This window comes from Cytobacillus sp. ABV4_503, from assembly GCF_056158445.1.
Genome location: NZ_JBSWTH010000001.1, coordinates 578340 through 604275 on the forward strand (window position 1 = coordinate 578340; position 25936 = coordinate 604275).

Consider the following 25936-nt stretch of genomic DNA (forward strand, 5'->3'; position numbering starts at 1 on the left):
ATTGGCACATGGGATTCACTCCTTTCTCCTACTAATATATGAGGGAAAAAACAGAAGGAGAGAGCCCTTGTCCATAGTGCTTGAAAATCCGCAAAAGCCCCCTCAGTATTTGAGGGGGCGAAAATATGTTAATTAACGGTCTCCGGAATCACTTTAACATCACTGCTTTTCTTTTTCTGCCTTTTCTTCAGCCAGCCAAAGCGGAGACTGGACGTGGTGAACAAGCGGTAAACCGCCGGGATCCAGCAGCGTGATAAAGGTCGCAAACAGCAGGCCTGAAATAATGACCGTTGCCATCGGCGCCTGGTAGTTGCCCGAAGTTCCCGATGCCAGAGCAAGGGGAAGCATTCCGCCAACCGTTGTCAGAGTGGTCATGAATATCGGCCGGATCCGGTTTTTGCCTGCTTCCAGAAGTGCATCCTCAACCGAGAAGCCTTCCAGGCGGAGCTGATTCGTACGGTCGATCAGCAGGATGGCGTTATTGAGCACAATCCCAATCAGCATCACAATTCCCATTCCTGACATAACGCTAAGCTCCATCTGCGTCAGGAACAAACCGAGAATGACGCCGACGATGGTCATCGGTATAACAGACATGACGATCAGCGGGTGGCCAAGGTGGTTAAATTGGACAGCCATCACAAAGTATACAAGGAAAATCGCAATCGCTAAAACAAACACCATATCCATGATTAATTCCTGCTGCTGTTCAATATCTCCGGCAGCTGCCACACTATAGCCAGCAGGGGCTTCAAAATCATTGATCAGCTTTTGGACATCCCGGTTCACGGCACCCAGGTCCTTGCCTTCAATATCAGCTGAAATGGAGATGAAGCGCTCCCCGTCATGATGGGGAATTTCATTTGGTGTATCTACACTCTTCAATTCAATGAAGGAAGATAATGCTTTCTCGCCCTGGGCAGTTGGAACCTTTAAACTCAGCAGATCTGACTTGGAATCTGTTTTCTCAGCCCATTTCAAGGCAAGCGGCACATTTTCTTCGTTCATGGCCATTTCCCCGACAGGCATTTCCATGAATGCCTGCTCAATAAACTGCCTGATTTGCAGCTGGGTTAAGCCTGCCTTTTCAATCGCTTCTTCATTTAAAACAACAACCTGTTCCTCTGATGTGCGCTCCATCGAGTTGGTCACACCGACGATGCCGTCAATCATTTCGAGCTCCTCTGTAAAATCTCCGGTAAGCTTCTGCAGATCTGCAAAATCTTCGCCCATAATATTAACTTGGACCGGTGATCCCCCGCCAGCCGACATCGCACTCTGGACATTATCAACCGGGAGGGTATCAGACAGGCTGCGAAGTTCTTTCATAATGTCTTCATTGACATCTTTTTGCTCTCTTGTAATGTCATCGCCCTTTGTCATATTAATGATCGTATAGAACATGCCGCCGCTGTCCATGACATAATTGGACTCTACATCTTCAATCGATTGCAGTTTCTGATTGATTCCTTGAGCGATGTCTTCTTTATCTTCAATGGAAATACCCGTTTCGAGGTCAACCATCAGCTCTGTGTAACGGTTAAACATATCGGGCATAATCGTCATCGGAATTTTCGTCACAAGTGTTAATGAACCGGCAAACATCAGGAAGAAAATCGCTATAACCGCAAAACTGTACCGCTTTTTCCGGATGGTCCAGGCCACAATATGGCTATAGAGGCGCATAATCGGCCCTTCTTTGCGCTCCTTCTTCGGCTTGCGGAGCATCAGCATTTTTTCCGAAAGAGATGGAATCAAAGTAAACGAGACGACAACCGAACTGATGAGTGTAATGGCTACAACAGCAGACAGCATGATCATGAATGTGCCTACATCACCTCCTATCAGGCCAATGGGCAGGAATACAACAATGGTTGTCAGCATCGAAGCAATAACTGCTGATGAAACCTCTTTGGTACCTTCCAAAACGGACTCCAGCCTGCCAAGTCCCTGTTCCTTCTTTCGATAGATGGATTCAATGATAACAATCGAAGAATCCACCATCATCCCGATCCCCAGACCGAGCCCAATCAGTGTCAGGATATTAAAGCTGTAATCAAAAACCCACATCGCCGTAAACGTCAGCAGGATGGAAGTTGGGATCGACAGGCCGATGATAAAGGTGGCCCTTACATTCCTTAAAAAGATCAGCAGAATTGCAATGGCAATGACGCCGCCAGTTAAAATGTTGCCGGTCACGCCATAAATGGATTCCTGCACATAATCTGCCTGTGCCACCATTTCGTTCAGTTCAAAGCCTTTTACAAGTCCGTCTTCGCGGATGTTTTTCACTTCATCGCGAACCGCCGCTGCCATTTCAATTTGCGTGGCATCTGCAGCACGGCCAACCTGGACAAAAATGAAATCCTTCGTTCCATTTTTCCAGACGAATGATGAGCTTTCGATCGGCTGAAATTGAACATCTGCAACATCTTTCAGATCGGCAAACCCGTTTTGTGAGGGGATTTTAATATTCTGTACATCCTCCACATTTTCAAGCTTCGTATTCCAGCGGAGGGAAGGAGAGCTGTCATCACTGCTGAGTTCTCCCAGTGTGGCTTCGCTGTTAACCTGCTGAATCGCACCGATCACAGCGGCGGCATCCAGCCCTTTTTCAGCCAATTTGCTGCGGTCCATTTCAATGATTACCTCATGCTCCTGAACCCCTGCAAGCGATACGTCGCGGACTTCCGGCAATGCCTCCAGGCGCGGTTCAAGAACCTTTTTGGCAAAAGCGGTCATCTCATCCATGCTGCCGCCTGATACATCCATATAGAATTCAAAGCTTTGCGTGGTCCCATACTGGCCCGAAGTGACATCCGTGATCGCGGCATTTTCCCCTTTAGCGGCGGTCGCAGCGGTTTCTACTTCTTTAAATAGATCGTCGCCCCGGCCCTGTTCAAATGTAACTTGAAGTGAGCTCCGTCCGATCGCCGATGTGGAGTCAACCGATTCCACTCCCTCAATCCCCCTGATTTGCTGCTCCAAGGGGTTGGTGATCGATCGCTCCACTTCAATAGCTGCCATTTCACCGGCACTGATTTCCACATAAGCGCCATCCATCGTTACCGGAGGCATCAGCTCTTTATCCAATTCGATAATGGAAAAGCTGCCTATGGCCAAAATCAGCACCGTCATAAGGGCAACCAGAATCTTTCTCTGCACAATCATTTTTAATAATTTCATAAACATTCTCCTAACTCCCTAATAGTGAAAATTTTCACCCAAGATCTAATTATACAGAGGAAAATAGGTATTAATAACTACTCCTTCTTTAATTTTCCAATAATTCGTCCGACCTAATTCGCCAAAATATGATCTTGTTTGCAGGAAAAACTTAACAATTATTACAGATACTATCTTAACTGGGAATAACGAGAGTCATAACGAGCCAGAGACATATCTTCGCATCGGACTTAAGGCTGAGAAGAAGGGGGACGGGAATTAAATACGAAAATGTGGAGCGAGGGGAGAAAATGGTAGTTAATCGTCCATATTAACAACGAAAATTTAGAGATAAATAGAAACAGCAGTTAACCGTCCAGCAAACAAAAAACCTCATCCATTGCCTATAAACCTCCCAAAATGACAATCCCAATCAATGTGTTATACTTAATAAAGCCCAGAAAACTCCCAAAATTGGAGGAGAGTTCATGTACACCGTTTTTTCAACATTTGACGTTCCCGATGACAAGTCGGAAGAAGTCATTCGCATATATAAAAATCGCTCACGGTCAGTCGACCAGGCGGAGGGGTTTATCGATTTCCTGCTGCTGCAGAATGATAAGCGCGCCGGTGAACTGACCGTTCAGCTCATCTTTGATACAAAGGAAAACTATTTAAACTGGGTTCGGAGTGAGGATTTTAAGAGAATCCATGATTTAGAGAAAAAGTATCCGGATCAGGAATTGGCTGCAGTGGTTCCAAAAGTGACGCAATATAAGGTGGTGGCTAAGTGAACTATGAAAAGATCGTAAACAATGTTACCGAAAAGATCTATGAACGGGAGCCTTCCCTGCTGGATCGGTTTGGGGAACAAGGAAAAGAGAAGTGCCGCGAAGATAACCATCATCATATGAAGCATCTCGAGACAGCGTATGAGCTGGACCAATCTGCTTTTTTCACTGATTATGCCGTCTGGCTTGATGGCATTTTAAAGAAGCATGGGATGAAGACCAAGCATCTGATCGACAATTTCGAAATCATTCAAGCTGTGCTGGCTGATGATACAGGTTCTGCTGAGAAGGCAGAAAAGTTTCATCTTTATCTGGCTGAAGCTATTGCTCTTTTGAAAGGTGAACCTGTGAAGGGAGGAGTGTAAGATGAACCAGGCTGAAACACTCGCTTCCCTGCTGCTGGAAGGCAATTCTGCAAAAGTTTGGGAAACCATTCAAAAGCACCCGCAGCTATCGCGTCTCGAAGTTTATCAAAATTTGATTACACCCGCGATGCAACATATCGGCATTTTATGGGAGACAAATGAGATCACAGTGGCAGACGAACATTTGGCAACAGCTACATGTGATTTTGTGCTCTCAAAACTCGCTTACCAGCGGGAAAAAAGACAATCAAGCCAAAAAGCCATGTTTCTATGCCTGGATGGGGAACAGCATTATATTGGCCTGAAAATGGTCAACAGCCTTTTTGAAGAGCATGGCTGGGAAACGAAGTATTTTGGCCCGAGCCTGCCTTTGGAATATGCGCTGAAAACGGCAAAAGACTGGAAGCCAAGCGTAATCGGACTTTCGGTCAGCATTGTCTATCACCTGCCGAAGCTGAAGGAATATGCAGAAGCATTTGCCAAACTGCCGCATAAGCCGTTGGTTCTTCTTGGCGGGCGTTTAGCAGGGAAGTATGACCTGCTTCCTTATTGCTCCGATCATACAGTCATTCTGAAGAATTTGCCTGAAACAATGGAATGGCTGCAAAACTATGAAGCGGGGGGACAGCAAAATGCAATTTTTTGATCAGCCGCTTCCGCTTGCTTTTTTAAAAGCTGACAGGAACGGAAAAATAGTTAGCTATTCCGCCATAGCACGTGAAAGCTTTGACCTGAGCGAGGGGCATTTAAAAGGCATCATTGATGAGGAGAGCATCGCAAAGCTGATTCAGTACAGCAGGGAGCCAGGACTGGATCCCGTGAAGCTGGAACTGAATATGAAGACCAGAGAAACAGCGCTATCTTTATTTGAGGTCCATATTCAATGGGACAGTGAGGACTATGCCAATATGCTGTTTCTGCCAAAAGACAGCTCAAATGAAGGCTTGATGGATAAACTGATGCAGCTGCAGCAGCGCCTGTCCTCAACCGACTTTGAACTTCTGGAGAAAAAAGAAGAGCTGGAGCAGGTGCTGATCCGCTTGAATCAATTGTCCGGGCCGTTTATTCCACTGTCGGAAACTCTTTGCCTCATACCTTTATTTGGGGATATTACAGCAGATAAAATAAACGTTATTTCCGAAAGCTGTCTTAAAGCTGTTTTTGCCGGCGAATATGATGAGATTCTCTTTGACCTTACAGCGGTTGGGGAAATTGAAGGAAAAGGCATTGAGAAATTCACCCAGCTGATTAAAACGCTGAACTTCATGACAGGCAGCATCATCAAATTGATCGGCATTAAGCCAAACCTGGCGAAAGTGCTGAATAACTATAAGCTGGATGAATGGGTGCAGATCGATCAATCCCTAAAGCAAGTGTTAAATGTCTATTTCAATCGGAATGAGTTAGGGGCCTCTTAGGAGGTCTTTTTTTTTTCAAAATTTCCAAATGCGAAATAGTTTGACAATTACCTCATTTAAAATCATGATAGTAAGTAAAATAATTGGAAGTCGGGGGCAGAAAAAATGGGTTTGCCGAAGGAAAGGCATAGCGGATACAGTCAAGGAGTACAGAAGGGTTCGTTCATAAGAGATCTGACAGCGGAGAACATTTCATCTGGAATCATTGCAAGCACACTAGTTATGACGGGGCCGGCCCTGATCATTTTACAGGCTGCGTCAGCAGGGGGATTTAATGACCAGCAGACGATTAACTGGATGTTTGCGGTTTATTTTTTCGGGGGTGTCTACAGCATCCTCCTCCCGCTTTTATATAGGATTCCCATCACAGGAGGGCATTCGATTACTGGAGCGGCCTTTTTAGCGACTGTGACTGCCCAATATTCGTATCCTGAACTGATAGGCGGGTATGTGATGTCCGGGCTGCTGATTTTTCTGGTCGGCATTTCTGGGCTGTTTACTAAAATCATTGGCTGGGTGCCGAAAGAAGTCATCGCATCCATGCTTGGCGGATTGGTTGCCGGCTATGTCGTGAAGCTCGTACCGGCCATTCAGGAAATGCCTGTTGCCGGGGGAGCGGCTTTAATCAGTTTTCTGCTTTTTACGAGATATGTGAAGAAGTTCCCGCCTGTACTTGCGGCCGTTGCAGTTGCCTTTGCAGTCTTGTATTTGACAGCTGATTTAAATCCGGCTAAAGAGATTGCCTATTTCCTGCCGTCTATCCAAATGCCGGAATTCAGCTGGATGGGGCTTGTGACGATTGCCCTGCCGCTCGCGCTGCTGATACTGAGCAATGATGCTGCACCAGGAATCGGGGCACTGGAAAGCGAGGATTTCAAGCCGCCAATTCGTAAAATCGTCTCATCAAGCGGCGTCTTCTCCGTGATTACCAGCTTCTTTGGCGGCCAGTGTGCCAATATCGCCGGCATGATGAGCGCCATCTGTGCCGGACCGGATTCAGGCCACAGGGAGAAAAGGTATATGGGAGCTGTTGTTTCAGGCGCGATTACGATAGTCTTCGGCATATTTGCATGGAAAATCGTGCCCTTTATCCAATCGCTTCCGCAGGCATTCGTTTCATTGCTGGCCGGGTTCGCCCTGATTGGCGTCCTCCATTCAAGCCTGCAATTGGGCTTCTCCGAAAACCGTTTGCGGTTAAGCGCACTCGCAGCCTTCATCGTCACCCTATCAGGCGTAAGCTTTCTGCATATCAGCGCTCCCGTTTGGGGACTCATCGCCGGGGCGTTATTGGCTCGGACGGTAGAAAGATAAATGGTGACAGGCACCACCCGAAATTTGTCGAAAGTATCAGAAGAGGTGTTAATAGATTGAAAGAATTGCAAAGCTTTATGAGAGATTATCAAAAAGGGATGGGCTGGGAAATCAGCGACGAGAATTATGCCAAGAGCCGCGATTCCCTGCTTAATAACTATATGCTCATGACAACCGAAGTAGCGAAGGTTGCTGAAGAGCTGCGTAAGGCCTTTAACCTTGTCCGCGAATATGCAGAAGAAGGGATGGATGAAGAACTGGCATTTCAGTTTGCCAGAGAGCAAGTAAAAGCAGACCTTGGCAAAGAACTCGCAGACTGCCTGGCCTATCTGATGAAATTCTATAACTTCTTTGGCTTTGACCTGGAGGAGAGTTTTACGGGAAGATGGAGGAAGTGCGTAAAAGGAAGAATAGGGATGGGAGTTTGGCAGAAAAATAGGCTTGCTTGATAATTAAAAGTTAGAAATAGGAGCCTATAACCTTGTATACAAAGTCTTCAAACTATAGCTGACAAAGACACCCTCAGTATGATGAGGGTGTCTTTGTCATGAGAGCCTCTGGGCTCTTTAAAATTTTTAAGCTGCTTCCGTCACTTCTGCTTTAACTTCCTTCGATTTAAACATTTTCCCCTTGCTGAACAGCAATGTTAATCCTACCGTGATGACTGCTGTAATTGCCATTCCTGTAAAGTAAGAGCCCCAGTATTCCGGAAATACAGAAAGGAAGGAGAGCATACCGCCAACACCTACAGAGGTGGCTTTTACATCCATAAAGGAAAGGTATGCGCTTCCAATTGCACTGCCAATCATGACCGCAATAAATGGATATCTGAATCTCAGATTAACTCCGTAAATCGCTGGCTCTGTAATGCCTAACCAAGCTGATACAGTTGCGGAAAGCGAAACACTTTTGAGTTTTTTATTGTTTTTAATTAAGAAGAACATGGTTAAGGCTGCGATACCTTGAGCGAGTGTAACCGTTTCGCCGATTGGCCAAAGGGTAACATAGCCAAGGGAGCCAGCCATTTGCAGGTTCACACCAAGGAATAAGTGATGCATTCCTGTAATAACAAGCGGCGGTGAAATCAGTCCGTATACTGCCCCAGCCAGAACCGGTGAAACATCGAACAGATACAAAATACCGTCGGTAATCCAGTTAGCGCCTGCCATAGTAACAGGTCCAATGATTGTAAATGTCGCAATACCCGTAATGATCAGTGCGATTGGAGCAACGGCCAATAGCTGCAGGCTTTCCGGAATGACTTTTCTCAAGCTATTTTCAAGAGCTGCTAACAGATACGCCGCAAAAAGGACTGGAATAACTTGTCCTTGGTACCCGACCTTTGCAATTTCAAAACCGAATAGGTTCCAGTTCTCGACTGATTCTGGGTCAGATGCGAATGCATAGGCATTCATAAGTTCCGGGTGAACCATAATTAAGCCAAGAACAATTCCCAATACAGGATTGCCCCCGAATTTCCTTGCAGCAGAAAAGGCAATTAGTGCGGGCAGGAATGTAAAGGCTGTATTTGAAATCAGGTTAATAATTCCTGCAAACCCGGACCATTCTGTATGAACATCGAGCACGGATTTTCCTTCATAAAAGATTCCAGGGTTCGCTAGTACATTATTTAGTCCCATTAATAAACCGGCTGCAACGATGGCAGGCAGGATCGGTATAAAAATGTCTGCGAGCTCTCGGATTCCTCTTTGAAGGACGTTTTTCTTTTTAGAAGTAATTTCTCTTAATTCCTCTGAAGAAACTTCTTCTGTGCCTGTTTGTTTCACAAACTCGGCAAATACTTTTTCAACCAATCCAGGTCCGATGATGACTTGAAATTGGCCGCTTGCTGAAAAGGTTCCCTTTACAAGATCATTTTCTTCTAATTTCTTCACATCAACCAGCTCTTCGCTATTCAGCACTAATCGCAGCCGGGTGACACAATGTGTTGCGGTTACAACGTTTTCTGCTCCTCCGATGTTTTCGATTATGGAGGAAACGTTTTCATTAAAGTTTGACATCTGGCTTACACCTCACTATGTAATGGCTTTCATAAATACCCAACTTGTTTAAACAAGTTTAGTATAATATAATCGACTTGTATATACAAATAATTTTGAAAAATTTTTAAGGAGTGTCCGGCTATCATGGATATAACGAAAACACCGTTAAGCTTTTATGGCTCTTATATGGCTCTTGCCTTTCAGGAAAATGGGGAGGCATTAAAAACAGGCCTTTTTTTAAACTCTTTAAGAGGCAAGTCAAGAAGCCATATGAATGTGCTAAAGTTGATTCCGACTGTCAGCGGAGCACCCGTGGATTACGAATACATAGCAGACTATAATCAGATCACTATCCGATTATCCGGCGGTGAAATTTTTATCTGTTTTGATAGTGATTCGAGGATTGTTATTAAAGGAACAGGAGAAAAAGTTGGACTCCTTCTGGATACGCAGCCCGTCTACAATTTTGAATATAATTATTTATTAGGGAAAAAAGGCAGCGAGTACTGTATCGTAAACAGCTATAAAAACTTAACCAAATTTATGATTTTCTGTCCTAGCGGATCCGTTTCCTTGAATCAGGATGTCTACATGGACAGCAGGGGAAGCACAAATAAAGCAGAAAATCAGTCTGCTATTGAAATTTCACCCGTTGCTGAGAGCGGTTTTTTATGTGTTATTGAAGACCTTCCTACACATGGAGGAAAGCCAGCAGAACGGGAATACAGCTTTGGCCAATCTTTTGAAAACAGCAGGAAAGCCTTTCAGGATTATTGCAGCAAGCTGCCTGAGGTCCCTGAAAAATATAGGGATACCCAGATCAATGCGGCGTATATTAATTGGTCCTCAGTTGTTAAGCCGGAAGGCTACCTGAAGAGGGATACGATGTTCGTCTCAAATAACTATTTCCTTGGCACATGGAGCTGGGATCACTGCTTTAACGCGATTGCTTTGGCTGACGTTGATCCGCAATTGGCATGGGATCAAATGGCAGTCCTTTTTGATTATCAGGATGAGCTTGGACAAATTCCTGGTTCGCTTAGTGACTCGACCATCCGCTGGAATTTTGCCAAACCGCCTGTGCACGGCTGGACTTATGCAAAAATGATGGAAAAAATGGACTTCACAACAGGGCAGCTTGAGACCATTTATCATCAAATAGAGAATCAGGTCCAGTTTTATCTGACCTATAAAGATTCCAATGAAGATGGCATCCCTGAATACCATCATGGTAATGATTCGGGACAAGATAATAGCACGGTATTCAGAAATGCGAATATCATAGACTCGCCGGATCTGACCGCTTTTCTAATCAAGGATATGGATATGCTTGCGACGGTTGCAGAAAAGCTCGGAAAATCAGAAGAGAAATTCTTCTGGGAACAGGAATCCAAAAGGCTGACAGCTCTGTTTTGTTCCTATTTCCTTGTAGATGATCTTCCTGCCGCACGTGTCATGTCTACTGGTGAAGTGATTAAAAGCGAGAGTTTCCTGCCGCTCATGTCTCTTCTGATCGCAGATAAACTGCCGGCTTCTGCAAGAAACAAAATGGTGGAAACCATTACGGGCGGCAAATATACGACAAATTGGGGCATTGCTTCAGAGGCAGTTGATAGCAGTCTTTACCAGGACGATGCCTATTGGCGCGGCGCTATCTGGGCACCCACCACGCTAATTCTTATCGATGCCTTGGAAAGATGCGGCGAAAAAGAGGCAGCGCTGTCCGTTAGCGAAAAATATTGTGAACTTGTTCATCTGAATGGATTTGCAGAAAACTTTAATGCTCTTACAGGTGAAGGGTTAAGGGACCCGTCCTTTACTTGGACAGCAAGCGCGTTCATTTATCTGGCTGCTAAGGTTCAGCAAGCGAGGGCATAATAAGAAAAATCCCCGGGATCAATATGCCGGGGATAGTTTATTTTATCCTTTGTGCCTGCTCAAAAAACACGAAGGAGTCAGGGGTATGCCTTGACTGAGTAAACTCAAACATGACTCCATCTGAGTTATATGTGAAATTGGTGACAACGGCGACACAGTTGTATTCTATCAGGTCCAAATAGTTTTGGTCCAGCTCATTTACCTTTTCAACTGTCATCATTCTTTTCGTTGTAATGATGCTTTCCTTTAACTCATTTTCCATGAATTCGTAAATAGAATCCTCTGCAATCTCCTTTGTTAATCCTTTTACAATATCTTTTCGAAAATAGTTGTAATCAATAATCAAAGGCTTTTCATCCAGATATCGGACCCTTTGCAAATGATAGATTTTAATCCCGATTGGAAAAGAAGTTACCTGTCTTAGTTGTTCATCTACGATTCTCTCTTCAAAAAAAACTACTTCAGTCCGGTATTTATTTTTGTTTCTGATTGAAGACTCCTTAAACGTCTCGATACCGCCAAACAGGTACTCTTTTTGCTTTAGCTCCTGAAAAATCACACGGACGCCTTGCCCGTGAATAGTTTGGACATACCCATCGGAAACAAGATTGGCAATCGCCCGCCGTACGGTATTCCTGGAGCATTCATACTGCTTGATCAAGGTATTCTCAGAAGGAAGCAGCTGCTGAAACGCATACACCTTGCTGTCTATTTTATTTTTTAAATCATTATAAATCTCAAGATACTTAATTTTTGCCATGATATCTCCTATATGCATTTTCTCTAACTTTATAATAACTTTCCAAAGTCTAATTGTGAAATTTGAAGGCAGAATCTAACTTTCAAAGACCAGATTAGGAAAAACCATTTTGAAAAGGCCATTTTGTACAAAATATCCCCTATAATAGATTTTAACTATCATGATAGGAAGGAGAACAGCCATGACCATCATGCAGGACAAAATCTCAAGCCTCCTGGAAATTAATCGGAGTTTAACCCAATCTCTTGAACTGGAGGAGATTCTAAAGAGGCTGGTACAAGCAGCCTTTGATTTAGTAGATCATGCTGACACAACCATCCTTTACACATTAAATGAAGATGGATTATTGCATTTTTCCAGTGGGGTAGGGGTGGAGGCTGGCTTTATGAGCCAGGTGAGGTTTGAGCCTGGAGAATCCCTGACTGGACAGGTTTTTCTGACTAAGAAAGGCGTAATTGCTTCAGGGAGTGAGTTCAGGGAGCATATGAGCCGGATGAATGAGACAAATTATGTTCACTTTTTTAATGGCGTTTTCCAGCGGGATGTGAAAAGCGGAATCGTCGTCCCATTGGTTTATAAAGAAGATTGCATCGGTGTGCTTGTGGTGGATAATTTCGACAATGATGTACAGTTTACTGAAGCCGACTTTCATGTTTTGGAGGTGGTGGCAGACCAGGCGGCTATTGCCATCATGAACTCGAAGCTTTACGAAGAAGTGAAGCGAAAAAATGAAGAACTGAGCCAATCCCTTGATATCCACCGGAAATTCACGAAGATTCTGCTGGAGGGGAGGGGAACTTCGTATATCCTGGATACGATCAGTCATATTTTGAGTACCCCGGTAATCTTTGCAGAGTCGCCAGTTGAGACCTCCCATTCATTTCCGATCATAAATTCCAACGAACTTTTCGGGTATTTCCTTTTGAATGAACCAATCGAGCGTTTGACAAATATCCAGAAGGCTGCTCTTGAACACGCTTCAACAGCTTTGTCATTGGAGTTTGTCAGGCAGAATACGCTTTTTGAAAAAGAGATGCATCTAAGGGAAGAGGCCTTTCATGATTTAATCAATGGCGGACGCCTGAATACCAGGATTCTGGAAACTTTCCGCCTGAACGAGAAAAGCAGTGTCGCCTGTATGATGGTGGACTGCAAGTCTGGTTTTCTATGGGATGCTGCTTCCATCCTTCAGAAAGAAAAGCTTATCCGATCGATCGAGCAGATCCTGATTACATACTGTGATACTTCGATCATTTTTACGAAATCAAACCAAATCATTGCACTTCTGGTGAATGGCCGGAAAAAATATGACCATAATTTAGCTGATGATATTCAGCGAAAGGTGAAAAGAGCAGTCATTGGTTTGGGCAGAGAGGTTGCCTTAACAGATATGACAGATACCTATCAGGAAGCTGCCGAAGCCCTGTCATTTGCCAAAAATCATCAGCACAAATCCTTTATCACTTATTCTGAGCTTGGTGCTGAAAGACTGTGGCTCAACACCGACCGCAACTTGCTGAATAAATTTGTATCCGATAAAATTGGCTCTCTTTTAAAGATGGAGCCTGAATATTTGAAAACGATGCAAATCTTTCTGGCACATAATCAAAGCCACAAACAAACAGCAGAAGAGATGCATATTCATCCCAATACATTGGCTTACCGGCTGAAAAAAATCGAGAGCGAGCTGCAAGCTTGATTTTTCCCGGAAAGAAGATTGGATTACAGTGGTCCTGGCCTTCCAGGTTTTCGACTTTTTAAACCCTTAATTGGGGATTGCCACAAAGAAGGGAAGGAATATTTGTCTATCGGCACGTGTACATAGAATATTCTAAATATTATAATAATCTCAACTTAAGCGATAAGGAGAGATTGGATGAGTACAGAGGTTAATAGCCAGAAAACTGAGATCAGGAATACTGGTGCAGAAACTTATTACAATTACATCGGAGGGGAATGGGTTCCTTCTGTGACAGGGGAGACGTATCCCAGCTTGAATCCAAACCATATAGATGAGGTACTGGGTTACTTTCAGAAATCGAATGAGGTTGATGTGCAAAAAGCAATTGAGAGTGCAAAGAGGGCTTTTCCCATGTGGAAAAATACATCTCCAATCTGCCGGGGGGACATCCTTTTTAAACTGATCTTTCTCATCCAGCAGGAAAAAGAGGAATTAGCTGAAATCATTACGAAGGAAGTAGGCAAAACGATAGAGTCAGCCCGCAAGGAAGTGGATGCAACGGTTCAGGCTCTGAAGCACTTCAGCGGCGAGGCTAACCGGATCTCGGGAGAAACCGTGCCTGCGATTGATCCGAAAACCTTCGCCTGCACGATTCAGGAGCCGCTGGGTGTGGTGGCTGTAGTTACGCCATTTAATTTTCCGCTCGGAATCGCTATTTATAAAATTGCACCTTCCATGCTGGCGGGAAATACGATCATCTATAAGGCCGCAAGTGACACGTCTCTAATCGCAGTGAAAGTAGTCGAGCTGTTCGAGAAGGCCGGAATGCCAGCGGGAGTTCTGAATATGATTACTGGCCCGGGTTCTGTCGTGGGAGAAGAGATTGGGACCAATCCGGAAATTAAGGCAGTGTCGTTTACTGGCTCCTCTGATGTGGGCATCCACCTTGGCAAGCTTGTAACAGCCCATGGCGGAAAAATGCAGGCTGAAATGGGCGGGAAGAATGCGACGATCATTCTGGAGGATGCCAATCTGGAAGAGGCTGTTCAGAGCGTGGTCATCAGCGGATTTTATAATAACGGCCAAAGCTGTACGGGAACCAGCCGCGTGATTGTGCCCCGTTCCATTTCCCGAAAGGTCATTGAACTGCTGGTTGAAAAAGCAGAGCAAATAAAGGTTGGCAATGGGATCCGGGAAGGATTCGACAACGGTGCTGTTGCAAATAAGCATCAATTGAATACGTATCTCCATTATGTCAATAGTGCCATCGAAGAAGGAGCGGTGCTCGAATATGGCGGAAAGCAGCTGACAGATGGCGATATGGCGAATGGCTATTTCGTCGCTCCAACTGTTTTCAGTAAAGTGACGAAGGATTTTACAATCGCCCAGGAAGAGATTTTCGGGCCGGTTGTGGCTGTGATGGAAGTAAATTCTTATGACGAGGCAATTGAGCTTGCAAATGATACGGACTTTGGCCTGTCATCTGCCATTTTTACGAATGACCTTCAAAAAGCATTCGATTTTGTCCGGAAAATTGAAACAGGCGTCACGCACGTGAATATCCCATCCAACCATTATGAAAACCAGCTTCCATTTGGCGGCAAAAAGACATCCAGCATCGGACCGCGTGAACAGGGCAGCACGGCATTGGATTTCTGGCTGGATACAAAAACAGTTTATATAAAACCTTGAGGAGGGAGAGGATGAAAAACATAGGCGTGATTGGCTGCGGGGCCATGGGAAAAGGCATTGTGAAAAATTTAATCAAAAACGGATATCAGGTGTATGCTTATGACCCAAGTCAGGAGGCACTCGCAAAATGCGGGGAGCTGGGGGCTATTCCCCAGCCTTCTCCATTCGAGGCAGCAAGACAGGCGGATCTAGTAATTTCTTCATTGCCTGGACCAGGTATTGTAAAAGATGTTATGATGGGTGAAAGTGGAGTCTTTTCCGCTTTAAAGCCTCACAGTTTCGTTCTGGATATGAGCACCATTGACCCAAAAACAGCCCAGGAGTTAAATCAGGCTGCAAAGGAGCAAGGCACCCATTTTTATGACTGTCCGCTGAGCGGGGGACCACAGGGTGCTGATGCCGGTACGCTGACTATAATGGTTGGGGGAGACGATAAATACTTGCCGGACATTCGCCCGGTCCTGGAGAGCGTTGGAAAAAATATTTTTCTGCTGGGTCCTTCAGGATCAGGACAGGTGGCAAAGCTGTGCCACAATATGCTTGTTGCTTTAACGACTGCAGGCCTGGGGGAGGTCCTTGCAGTTGGGGAGAAAGCCGGTGTCAGCCGGACTCAGCTGGCGGAAGTCATTCAAAGCGGGTCTGCACATAATCGCGTCCTTACCGTATTCGGTGAGAATATCCTTCAGCATACATACGGGAATGTGCTGTTCAGCCTGGAGCACATGAATAAGGATATTCACTTATACAAAGAAACAGCCGAATTTTATAGTGAAGATTCTCCTTTGGGTCAGCTGGTATGCGATATCTATGAAAAGGCGATGGAGCAAGGGAAGGGCAAGCTTGATTCTTCCGCAGTGTGCGGATCTATCTAGTAATCTTTTAATCTAGGGGGGAAAACATGAAAAATGAAAAGACAGAAATTTTAAAAGATTGGCGCTTGCATGCCGTTGTGCTGGTTCTGGTTGCGGCTACCGAAGCGATTGGACAGATCAGCTTTAAAGTAGGAGCAGGGGTTATTCTGCTGCTGCCTATGCTCTATGCTTTTTTCCTAGGACTGGGACTTTACTTCACTCCGCTTATTAAAGAAAAACAGGCTAAAAATGCAGAGCCCCTCATCGTGCTGGGAGTTACTCTTTTAATTGCGAAAATTGGGGTAACGATCGGGCCGCAAATCGAGGCAATCATTGCGGCGGGGCCATCATTATTGCTGCAGGAACTTGGTAACCTGGGAACGATTTTATTTGCACTGCCAGTAGCCATTTTTCTTGGCTTTAAAAGAGAAGCTATTGGCATGACCCACTCGATTGGCCGGGAGCCGAACGTCGGGCTGATTATGAATAAATACGGATTTGATTCGCCAGAAGGCAGAGGAGTAATGGCTATTTATATTTTCGGTACTGTATTTGGTGCTGCCTTCCTTGGATTGATTTCCGGATTCCTGGCCACGATTACGCCGCTCCATCCGCTGTCGTTCGCGATGGCGTCGGGGGTGGGAAGCGGGAGCATGATGGCGGCCGCCAGCGGATCGCTTGTCGCTGCCTTTCCTGAAATGGAGGCACAGATTGTTGCCTTCGCAGGCGCCAGCAACCTGCTTTCACTTTCAACGGGTCTGTATGCCAGTATTTTTATTGGATTGCCTCTTACTGAAAAGCTGTACAGCATCATGATGAAACGCAAAGAGAAAAAGGCTGCGGACAAAGGGGGAGATATCCATGCTTAAAAATATCACTGAATGGTTTTTAATATTGGCGATTTTTGGTCTTTCAGCGCTGATCGGCAACTGGGTAGGCTACGATATCCTGCCGTCTGCAGCCATTCCGGGCATGCTAGTTTTAATTGTCATCAGTGTGCTGGGTCTGATTCTTGAAAAAGTGCTGCCAGGCAATATCCCGAGCGTCGGATATATCGGGATTATCGGAATCATCGTTTCCATTCCGGGAGTACCGGGATCTGAATATGTTGTCGAGTGGACAACTCAGGTCAATATCCTGGCTCTTGCTACGCCAATTCTGGCTTATGCAGGGATCTCGATCGGAAAGAACTGGGCTGACTTTTCTAAGCTGGGCTGGAGAAGCATTATTGTCGCAGTCTTCGTGTTCTTCGGAACCTTCATCGGATCTGCAGTAATTGCCGAGATTATTCTGCGAATGCAGGGGATTATTTAATGATTTGCGGCCTGGCAGGTGGATATCTGCCGGGCTTTTTGCTCTGAATCAGGCATAAAGTCATTATTTTGGCACTGTTTCTAAAGATATCGGCCTCTTTTACAGGTTTATCGGCCAGATTAATAATTTATCGGTTACTTTTTTGATATATCGGTCGAAATTCTATTTTATCGGTCAGTTTTCCAAAATATCGGTCACTTCGCGCAGAATCAACATTCCAGTAATCTCACAGTGTCAATAGTATCTCAACAAAATTAGAAAGAGTGAAACCCATGAACCTTTATGAACAGTTATTAAAAGATTATGACCAAGAACTTACTCATTCGGGTGTAAACGGAGAAAGATTGGCCTCAAGACTTGATGAGCTTTCAAGGATAGGCTTCATGGAAAGCGGAGGGGTGACCCGCCCAGGCTATTCTGCTGAAGAGAAGAAAGCGAAAGAGCTAGTAATCAAGTGGATGAAAAACGCTGGTCTTACTGTGACTGAAGATGGAGCAGGAAATGTATTCGGCAGATTGGAAGGCAAAACAGAAGGACCTTCAATCGCTTCCGGTTCCCATGTGGACAGTGTTCCAAATGGGGGGCACTTCGATGGACCGTTAGGGGTTCTCTCAGCATTGGAAGTTGCAGAGTCATGGAAAGAAACTGGTTACATACCGGAGAAGCCGTATGAGATTGTGATTTTTTCAGATGAAGAGGGTTCGAGATTCAAGAGCAGCTTAACAGGCAGCCGGGCATTTATGGATCAGCTGAGGCCGGAGGAAATGGATAGCCTTCAGGATGAAAATGGCAAGTCTTTTCGGGAAGTGCTGACCGAATATGGCAGCAGTGCGGAAGAGTGCTTAAAGGCAGGAGAAAACAGGCGTGAAATCGAAACCTTTGTGGAAGTCCATATCGAGCAGGGGAAGGTGCTGGAGAGAGAGAATCAGCCAGTTGGAGTGGTAAAAGGCATTGCTGGGCCAGCCTCGCTGGAGGTTACCTTTACAGGAGAAGCTGGACATGCAGGAAATACGCCGATGGCTGGACGAAAAGATCCGCTGGTGGCTGCCTCATTGTTTGTAGCTGCCATTGAGAATTTTCCAAAGCAGGTCAGTGATACAGCTGTTGCCACTGTCGGAAAGCTGAACGTGCATCCAAATGGCTTCAATGTCATTGCCCAGAAAGTAATATTAACCGTTGATATCAGGGATATTTTTGAAGGAACCCGGGATCAGCTGCTTGATCAAATTAAGAATGAAGCGGTGAAAATAGCAGAGGAGCGAAGTATCGGTGTGCAAATGAAGCTGAATGCCAAAATCAAACCTCTGCCAATTAATGAAAGCCTGCAGGCTGGTATTGCAGAATCCCTTGAGAAGTTCAATATTAATCCTGTTTACATCCCAAGCGGAGCCGGGCATGACACCATGATCGTCGGAACCGAAGTGCCGGCCGCCATGCTGTTCGTCCGCAGCAGGGATGGCATCAGCCATAATCCGCGGGAATGGACGTCATTAAATGACTGTGTATATGGTGTGCACGTTTTGAAGGATTTTGTTGAAGGGCTTATGTAAAAATAGTAAAAAGGAGAAATCCCCATGATCATCCGCCACATAAAACCAGCAGACGCCCAGGCAATGGCCAACCTGATCACACAAACAGAAAACGAATCAGACTACATGCTTTTCGAGCCAGGTGAAAGAAAGACGTCAGCCGAGGCACAAAGAAAAAGAATTGAAGCCATTCAAAAAGAAGATCATTCCACCATCATCGCAGCGGAAAAAGATAACCGATTGATCGGCTTTGTAATGGCCATTGGCGGTGCGGCAAGGAGAAATAAGCACTCAGCCTATCTCGTTGCAGGCATCCTCAGCGAACACAGAGGCCAGGGGATCGGCACCAAGCTTTTTGAAGAGCTTGACCGCTGGGCGCGTAAACACGATATCCACAGGCTGGAACTTACAGTTGTTATCCGTAATGAGGCAGGTGTCGCCCTTTATAAAAAGACGGGATTCCAGATTGAAGGCACGAAAAAACATTCGCTACTGATAAACGGCGAATTTGCCGATGAATACTATATGGGTAAGCTGTTATAAAAGAAAGGCCATTTTCTGCACAGAGAAAATGGCCTTTCTTATGTTTATCTCCAGGTAAAATCTCCTGTTTTTACATTTGAAAACATAGAAATATCAAAGGATGAGCCCATTTTATTTTCCGGAATAAAACAAAAAGTCTGAATTTTAATTGAATTCAAAACCTGTAATCTTGTATACTTGTAATACAAGTTAGAAAAAGCGCTTACATAATTACTGGAAAGGGAGGATTTTATGATTCAGAAAAAGTGGAAGATTATCATATCGGTTCTAACACTTGTTTTTATTGCCATTGTTGGTGTGCGGACAGCGGCCGAGAACAAGGATAAAAAGTTTGTATCCGTTGCCACCGCTTCAACAGGAGGTACATATTACCCGATTGGGGTTGGAATGGCCAATGTATGGAGCAGCCATTTAAAGGGTGAGAAAATCCAGGCGAGCGGCCAATCTTCAGCCGGATCCATTGAGAATATTGAACTGCTTCGTGAAGGGGAAGCACAGCTTGCCATTCTTCAGGGGTTAATTTCGTCTCAGGCTTATGCAGGAGATGGCTCCTTTGAAGGAAAGCGCTATGAGGACCTGCGCACAATCTCCATGCTCTGGCCAAATGTGGAGCATTTTGTGCTGATGAACAGCAAGATCAAAAGCGGAACTATCGACGATATTAAAGGAACGCAATTTTCTGTTGGGCCGCAGGCAAGCGGTACGGAGCAATCCACAGTCGTGATGATGGATGGCCTTGAACTTACGAAAAAAGATATTTCACCAGAGTATCTTGGCTATAGTGACACGGTTTCCGCGATGCGTGACGGGAGATTGGATGGAGGCTCGCTTCCGGCAGGAATCCCGATTTCCGCTGTAACGGATATGTATGCAAGTAATGTCAAAGCATCGATTTTGGAAGTAACTGATGAGCAGCTGGATGCCATTAATGCAGTATCTGACAGCTGGTACCGTTATGTGATTCCTGGAGGGACCTATCCTCGCATTGACGAAGATATCAACACCATTGCCCAGCCGAACCTATTATCCACAACAAAAGAAATGGACGAAGAAACCATCTATATTTTAACCAAAACACTCTATGAAAATCTGGATGAAATGTATGAGGTTCATAGCTCTGCCAAGGAAATGACATTGGAAACGGCCCTTGATGGAGTATCTGTTCCATTGCATGCCGGAGCCTACAGATATTTTAAAGAAGCAGGTCTTGATATTCCTGAAAATCTAATTCCGCCGGAAGCGAAATAAAGGAGGGGAAATAATGACAAAATCAACAAGCGAACCTATTGTACAGCCAGCCGACCTGGATAAAGAAGCAGGCGGCGGCATGCGTCTGCTGGAGGGGCCATATAAAAAAGCGGCTGCCATCATCGCTGTATTGTTTTCTGTTTTTGCCATTTATTCGAATGGGTTATCCAATATTCAGGAGATTTATAGAAACCTGATTTTCCTGGGCATCCTTTTGGTTATGACTTTTTTCTATTATCCTGCCGGAAAGTCTTCCAATCAAAAAAGGTTTACAGCCCCTGATTATATATTTGCGGCACTTGCCATTGCAGGTCTTGGATACCTGCTCCTTAATTACACAACGATTCATGTGGACCGGGGCTCCCAGCCGATTATGATTGACTATGTCTTCGGTGCCATTACGATCATCGTCCTCCTTGAAGCTTCGAGACGGGCGGTTGGGATATTTATCCCGATCCTGTGTGGAGGCGCTATTGTATATGCCCTGTTTGGCACATACTTCCCGTGGATTTTCGGACATGCCGGCTTTTCACTAGAACGCCTTCTATACCGTCTTTATATGACGACTGAGGGCGTGCTGGGATTAACGCTTTCGACTGCTTCCACGTTCATCGTCATGTTCGTCCTCTTTGGTGCCTTCCTGTCTGTCAGCGGTGCCACCCAGCTTTTCAATGATCTGGCTTTGGCCATTGCAGGCAGAAAGCGTGGAGGCCCTGCCCAAGTAGCGGTCATCTCCAGCGCACTGACAGGATCTTTGAGCGGAAGTGCGGTTGCCAATGTTGCGACAACAGGAGCTTTTACGATTCCATTGATGAAATCCATTGGACTTAAGCCAAAGTTTGCCGGTGCTGTAGAAGCTGCTGCTTCAACAGGCGGAATGATCATGCCGCCGATTATGGGCGCTGCGGCCTTCATCATGGCCGGGTTCCTTGGAATCTCTTATACAACGGTCATCCTGGCAGCGATCATACCAAGCTTTCTCTACTATATCGCATTGATTTTTGCTATTGATATTGAAGCGAAAAAGCAAGGCCTGAAAGGCATCAGCAAAGAAAATATCCCGGATGTCGTCCAAATCCTGAAGGAACGCGGTGTCCTGCTTATTCCGATCATCGTTGTCATCACCACGCTATTAATGGGAAAGACAGCTTTATTTGCCGGATTTGCCGGAATCGGTGCAGTCATTGTGGCGAGCTGGCTGGCAAAGGATAAATCTTCAAGAATCACGATCTCTAAAACTATTGAAGCTTTCATTGAAGGCGGAAGAGGGACAATTCAAGTCGGGATTGCCTGCGCAGCAATCGGAATCATCATCTGCGTTGTCACCATGACGGGAATTGGATCTACATTAGCTTATAATATTGTCGAATTAACGGGCGGCCAGCTTTGGCTGATTTTAATCGTCGTCATGCTCACTTGCATCGTTTTAAGCATGGGGCTTCCATCCACAGCTCTTTACATTGTCGTTGCGGTTACGGCAGCTCCTGCACTTGTGGAAGCGGGCGTTAACCCGATCGCGGCACACTTCTTTGTGTTCTGGTTTGGTGCATTGTCCAATATTACACCGCCAGTGGCACTGGCATCTTATACGGCCGCAGGACTGGCAGGCGCCAATGCGATGCAGACATCATGGGAAGCGCTTAGAATCTCACTTCCGGGCTTTATCATCCCATTCATGATTGCCTATAATCCTATCATTCTGCTTCAGGCAGCAGAGGGAGAAACGATATCCATTTTATCAGTAGTACTTGTGGTCATCACAAGCACGCTGGGCATTTACGCCCTGGCAAGTTCACTTGGCAACTACCTGAATGCCAAGCTGACGATTGTTGAAAGAGTCCTAATGTTTGCAGGGGCATTAATGCTGATTAAGCCAGGCATGATCACGGATATTGCCGGACTCGGGCTTTGTGTGTTTGCGATTCTCTTCCATATCATCAGAGTTAAGAAAAGCAGTTCAGTCGAAATCACCATATAAGGAGTTAACATCCATGAAAATCGAACGGAAAAAAATCTCGGCCCAGGTGCTGGACCAGCTGAAGAACATGATAAAGGACGGCAAGTTCACGCCAAATGAGCCGATGCCATCCGAAAATGAACTGGCCAAACAGTTTGGCGTCAGCCGTGCGCCTGTTCGAGAAGCATTGAGCGTATTATCTGCCAGCGGGATTATTGAATCCAGGCAAGGAGGCAGAAGCTTCGTCAAAGAGGTTAATATGGCAGACATGCTTGGTTCCTTAGCGATTGAATATATTCCTGTGGAACAGGTTTTTGAGCTATTGGAAATGCGGATGGTTATGGAGACACAGGCAGCAGCGATTGCTGCCTTGCGTCGTGATGAGGCCGACCTGGAAAAAATGAAGGAAGCGCTCGATCAATTTGAAGTCACGCTGACGAACCCCGAAGCGGTAGGCGATCAGGCAGACGTTAATTTTCATAAACACCTGATTGCTGCAACGAAAAATCGCTTCATGATACAGGTAATGGAAAATATCGATGATCTGTACCGAAAAGCAATAGCCTTTTCCCTTAAGAAGAATGTGGGTCTTCCAGCAAAGCGCGAACAGGTTTTTCAGGAGCATATGTGCATTTATACAGCTATTAAAGAACAGGATGAAGAAAGAGCGGCAAGGGCGATGCGGGTGCATCTTGAGAATGTGACAAAGAAATTAAAGGTGAACGAAGGGGAAGGAAAGAAGGTGCCGTTGTGATCACCGAACAGATTGTTGATCGGCTTAAAAGCATTATGGGATCAGAAAAGCGCATTCTGCTTGAAAAAGCAGACCTGGTCTCATATTCATACGATGGCTCATTTGGAGCCTATATTCCGGAGATCATCCTGCAGCCAGTTTCGACTGAGGAAGTGGCAGGCATTGTAAAGCTCGCCAATGACATGAAAATACCAGTCTATCCAAGAGGCAGGGGAACGAGTCTGAGCGGAGGCCCGCTCCCTGTCCACGGCGGGATGGTCCTTGATTTTTCCAGATGGACCCAGAAGCTGATCATCGACCCGGAAGATACTGTTGCGATTGTATCTCCAGGCGTCATTACAGCTGAAATTGACCGTGAAGCACAGCGGCATGGGCTGATGTATCCCCCGGATCCAAGCAGTTCCCATGTATCCACAATCGGAGGGAACCTTGCCGAGAATGCAGGGGGGCCCCGGGGATTAAAGTACGGGGTAACAAAGGATTATGTCTTGGGCCTCGAGATCGTCACGCCGGAAGGGAATATCATCCGTACAGGCGGACGGACGGTCAAAAACGTCACAGGCTATGACCTGACAAAGCTGATTGTTGGATCGGAGGGGACGCTGGGCATCATCACAGAGGCCACCCTTCAGCTGATTCCAAGACCGCAGGCCACCCAGACGATCATGGTCATATTTGATGATATTATTGATGCCGGAAAAGCGATATCGGCAGTGCTCACATCTGGCATCCTGCCTTCGAAAATGGAAATTATGGACCAGGCTTCGATCCAGGCGGTTGAAGAGTTTCAGCCGATCGGTCTCCCGGTAGATGTAGATGCCATTATCCTGATTGAACTTGATGGCCATCCAATCGCCATCAGGGATGAAAGCGAGCAGGTGAAGCAGGTATGTCTGGAAGTTGGTGCAAGGGAAGCTATCATTGCAAGGGATGAAGAATCTGCCGGGAACCTATGGAAAGCGAGGAAGCTCGTTTCGCCAGCCATCGTGAGGAAAAAGCCGACGAAAATTTCCGAAGATGCCACAATTCCAAGAAGCAAGATTCCTGAGATGTTCAGAAGGCTTCAGGAAATCAAGGCAAAATATGAAATCGACTTAGTCGTATTCGGTCATGCAGGTGATGGAAATCTGCATCCGAATATCATAACTGATAAGCAGGATAAAGAAGAAATGAAGCGGGTGGAAAAAGCGGTAGAGGAGATTTTTACAGCAGCGATAGAATTGGGAGGAACCCTCTCAGGGGAGCATGGCATTGGGACCATGAAAGCGCCATTTATGGAGATGGAGCTGGGGGAAGCAGGGCTGGACATGATGAAACGAATGAAAACAGTGTGGGATCCGAACAACATTATGAATCCAGGCAAGATTTTTCCCGAGACAAAAGGGCAGAGGCTGGTGTTAGTCCATGACTAGCCAGCTCGCCTATAAAGAAACGTTTGACTGTGTCCAATGCGGCTATTGTCTTCCGGCCTGCCCCACATATGCCAGCATGGGGAAAGAAAGGCATTCTCCACGGGGACGGATCAATCTTGTGCAAATGGCGGCGGAAGGGAAAATAACCATCGGTGAAATTACAGAATCGATGGAGCTCTGCCTTGGCTGCCGCGCCTGTGAGACGGCATGTCCAACCAATGTTCAATATGGAAAAATCCTCGAGTCATTTAAGCAAGTAAAAGCTGCCGAAGCACCAGCTCCATTCGTGGAGAACATGGCTCTGCAGAAAGCTTTGCCGAATAAAAAACTGCTGGCAGCCATGAGAGCTTCACTTCGGGCCTATCAAAAAACAGGAATGGATTCGGTTGCCCGCAAAAGCAAATTGCTCAGCATTCTTCCCGAACAGCTTCGGGCTTTTGAAGAGATCGCTCCGGCTGTGGAAATGCCAAATAAACACCTGAGAACAGGCATCCTACTGCCAGAGCGCCAGCCGAAAGCCCGCGTTGCTTTTTTTACAGGCTGTATTATGGATGTGTTTTTTGCCAAAATCAATGACCTCAGCATCAAGCTGCTTCAGCATGCCGGCTGTGAAGTAGCTGTAATTAAAGAACAGACCTGCTGCGGGGCGCTGCAGAACCATAGCGGAGATACGGGAACATCCAGGAAACTGGCAAAGGAAAATATTGCGGCTTTTGAAAAAGGGAACTTTGATTTTGTGGTAAATGCGATTGGCGGCTGCGGTGCGATGCTCGTTGAATATGATCACCTTCTCGCAGATGACCCGGAATGGGCAGAGCGTGCCAGTGTGTTCGCACAAAAGAATAAGGATGTAAGTGTAATACTGAACAAACTCGGAATCAGCTTCAGCCGGGAACTCTCAGGTGCTGTGACCTATCAGCCATCCTGCCATTTGTTAAATGTTCAGAAGGTGGCGGATGATCCCGTTCAGCTCATCGAAAGCATACCAGGCATTACATATGTTCCGCTTCCGAAAGGGGATATGTGCTGTGGATCGGCGGGGATTTATAATATTGTCCACTACGAAGAATCCATGGAAATTCTTGAAAGCAAAATGGAACATGTCCAAAGTATCTCGCCGGACACCATCGTCACGTCCAACCCCGGCTGCCATCTGCAGATGTGCCTCGGGGTCAAACGCGAGGGGCTTGAAGACAAGGTCCGTGTTATCCATATTATTGAAATACTGGCAGAAGCCTGCGGGATAGATCATAAATAAGAGAAA

At 45.7% G+C, this 25936-nt stretch carries 22 protein-coding genes; 19 read left to right on the forward strand and 3 right to left on the reverse strand.

All coding sequences use genetic code 11. The features are described from left to right. Positions 1-159 precede the first annotated feature (159 nt). Positions 160-3186, reverse strand: a complete 3027-nt coding sequence (locus ACXAD1_RS03005; protein ID WP_474909439.1) for an efflux RND transporter permease subunit — start codon at positions 3184-3186, stop codon at positions 160-162. Between the two features lie 467 nt (positions 3187-3653). Here ACXAD1_RS03005 and ACXAD1_RS03010 point away from each other — a divergent pair, with 467 nt between their 5' ends. The 6 genes from ACXAD1_RS03010 (at position 3654) to ACXAD1_RS03035 (ending at position 7499) form a co-directional block, all read left to right on the forward strand. Further along, positions 3654-3959: an antibiotic biosynthesis monooxygenase family protein gene (locus ACXAD1_RS03010; RefSeq protein WP_206841398.1), complete on the forward strand. Its 306-nt coding sequence runs from the start codon at positions 3654-3656 to the stop codon at positions 3957-3959. Then, entirely contained in the window at positions 3956-4321 is a 366-nt protein-coding gene (locus ACXAD1_RS03015; RefSeq protein WP_206841401.1) for a globin family protein, read from the forward strand. Before ACXAD1_RS03010 ends, ACXAD1_RS03015 begins: the two co-directional genes overlap by 4 nt. A gap of 1 nt (position 4322) precedes the next feature. Continuing rightward, positions 4323-4967 carry a cobalamin B12-binding domain-containing protein gene (locus ACXAD1_RS03020; protein WP_474909440.1) on the forward strand — a complete coding sequence of 215 codons (645 nt, stop codon included), beginning with the start codon at positions 4323-4325 and terminating at the stop codon, positions 4965-4967. Next, positions 4954-5739: an STAS domain-containing protein gene (locus tag ACXAD1_RS03025; protein WP_474909441.1), complete on the forward strand. Its 786-nt coding sequence runs from the start codon at positions 4954-4956 to the stop codon at positions 5737-5739. Before ACXAD1_RS03020 ends, ACXAD1_RS03025 begins: the two co-directional genes overlap by 14 nt. A gap of 105 nt (positions 5740-5844) precedes the next feature. After that, positions 5845-7050, forward strand: coding sequence for a benzoate/H(+) symporter BenE family transporter (locus tag ACXAD1_RS03030; protein WP_206841452.1), 1206 nt, complete (start codon positions 5845-5847; stop codon positions 7048-7050). Between the two features lie 56 nt (positions 7051-7106). After that, positions 7107-7499 (forward strand): hypothetical protein, encoded by a 393-nt coding sequence (locus tag ACXAD1_RS03035; protein WP_474909442.1) that lies wholly within the window; start codon positions 7107-7109, stop codon positions 7497-7499. Positions 7500-7625: 126 nt separating this feature from the next. Here ACXAD1_RS03035 and ACXAD1_RS03040 read toward each other — a convergent pair whose 3' ends face one another. After that, positions 7626-9071, reverse strand: a complete 1446-nt coding sequence (locus tag ACXAD1_RS03040; RefSeq protein WP_474909443.1) for a PTS transporter subunit EIIC — start codon at positions 9069-9071, stop codon at positions 7626-7628. Between the two features lie 126 nt (positions 9072-9197). Here ACXAD1_RS03040 and ACXAD1_RS03045 point away from each other — a divergent pair, with 126 nt between their 5' ends. Further along, positions 9198-10931, forward strand: a complete 1734-nt coding sequence (locus tag ACXAD1_RS03045; protein ID WP_474909444.1) for an amylo-alpha-1,6-glucosidase — start codon at positions 9198-9200, stop codon at positions 10929-10931. Between the two features lie 37 nt (positions 10932-10968). Here the strand turns inward: ACXAD1_RS03045 and treR are convergent, their stop codons facing one another. Beyond that, positions 10969-11691, reverse strand: a complete 723-nt coding sequence (gene treR, locus ACXAD1_RS03050) for a trehalose operon repressor (RefSeq protein WP_206841476.1) — start codon at positions 11689-11691, stop codon at positions 10969-10971. Between the two features lie 181 nt (positions 11692-11872). Between treR and ACXAD1_RS03055 the strand changes: the two genes are divergently transcribed. The 12 genes from ACXAD1_RS03055 (at position 11873) to ACXAD1_RS03110 (ending at position 25930) form a co-directional block, all read left to right on the forward strand. Next, entirely contained in the window at positions 11873-13390 is a 1518-nt protein-coding gene (locus tag ACXAD1_RS03055) for a helix-turn-helix domain-containing protein (RefSeq protein ID WP_474909445.1), read from the forward strand. A gap of 177 nt (positions 13391-13567) precedes the next feature. Then, entirely contained in the window at positions 13568-15064 is a 1497-nt protein-coding gene (locus tag ACXAD1_RS03060) for an aldehyde dehydrogenase family protein (RefSeq protein ID WP_474909446.1), read from the forward strand. Positions 15065-15075: 11 nt separating this feature from the next. Beyond that, positions 15076-15936: an NAD(P)-dependent oxidoreductase gene (locus ACXAD1_RS03065; RefSeq protein WP_474909447.1), complete on the forward strand. Its 861-nt coding sequence runs from the start codon at positions 15076-15078 to the stop codon at positions 15934-15936. A 26-nt stretch (positions 15937-15962) separates the two neighbouring features. Further along, the gene (locus tag ACXAD1_RS03070) at positions 15963-16784 is read left to right on the forward strand and encodes a DUF3100 domain-containing protein (protein WP_035326022.1); all 822 of its coding nucleotides are present in this window, start codon (positions 15963-15965) and stop codon (positions 16782-16784) included. Further along, positions 16777-17229, forward strand: coding sequence for a hypothetical protein (locus ACXAD1_RS03075; RefSeq protein ID WP_048010782.1), 453 nt, complete (start codon positions 16777-16779; stop codon positions 17227-17229). Before ACXAD1_RS03070 ends, ACXAD1_RS03075 begins: the two co-directional genes overlap by 8 nt. A gap of 272 nt (positions 17230-17501) precedes the next feature. Continuing rightward, complete coding sequence (locus ACXAD1_RS03080) at positions 17502-18779, forward strand: M20 family metallo-hydrolase (protein WP_474909448.1); 1278 nt, start codon at positions 17502-17504, stop codon at positions 18777-18779. Positions 18780-18803: 24 nt separating this feature from the next. Continuing rightward, the gene (locus ACXAD1_RS03085) at positions 18804-19301 is read left to right on the forward strand and encodes an N-acetyltransferase family protein (protein WP_474909449.1); all 498 of its coding nucleotides are present in this window, start codon (positions 18804-18806) and stop codon (positions 19299-19301) included. A gap of 231 nt (positions 19302-19532) precedes the next feature. Next, positions 19533-20549 carry a TAXI family TRAP transporter solute-binding subunit gene (locus ACXAD1_RS03090; RefSeq protein WP_474909450.1) on the forward strand — a complete coding sequence of 339 codons (1017 nt, stop codon included), beginning with the start codon at positions 19533-19535 and terminating at the stop codon, positions 20547-20549. Positions 20550-20562: 13 nt separating this feature from the next. Continuing rightward, complete coding sequence (locus ACXAD1_RS03095; RefSeq protein ID WP_206841511.1) at positions 20563-22527, forward strand: TRAP transporter permease; 1965 nt, start codon at positions 20563-20565, stop codon at positions 22525-22527. Between the two features lie 13 nt (positions 22528-22540). Further along, complete coding sequence (locus tag ACXAD1_RS03100) at positions 22541-23260, forward strand: FadR/GntR family transcriptional regulator (RefSeq protein WP_370223283.1); 720 nt, start codon at positions 22541-22543, stop codon at positions 23258-23260. After that, the gene (locus ACXAD1_RS03105) at positions 23257-24672 is read left to right on the forward strand and encodes an FAD-binding oxidoreductase (RefSeq protein WP_370223281.1); all 1416 of its coding nucleotides are present in this window, start codon (positions 23257-23259) and stop codon (positions 24670-24672) included. Before ACXAD1_RS03100 ends, ACXAD1_RS03105 begins: the two co-directional genes overlap by 4 nt. Beyond that, the gene (locus ACXAD1_RS03110; RefSeq protein WP_474909451.1) at positions 24665-25930 is read left to right on the forward strand and encodes a (Fe-S)-binding protein; all 1266 of its coding nucleotides are present in this window, start codon (positions 24665-24667) and stop codon (positions 25928-25930) included. Before ACXAD1_RS03105 ends, ACXAD1_RS03110 begins: the two co-directional genes overlap by 8 nt. Positions 25931-25936: the final 6 nt, after the last annotated feature.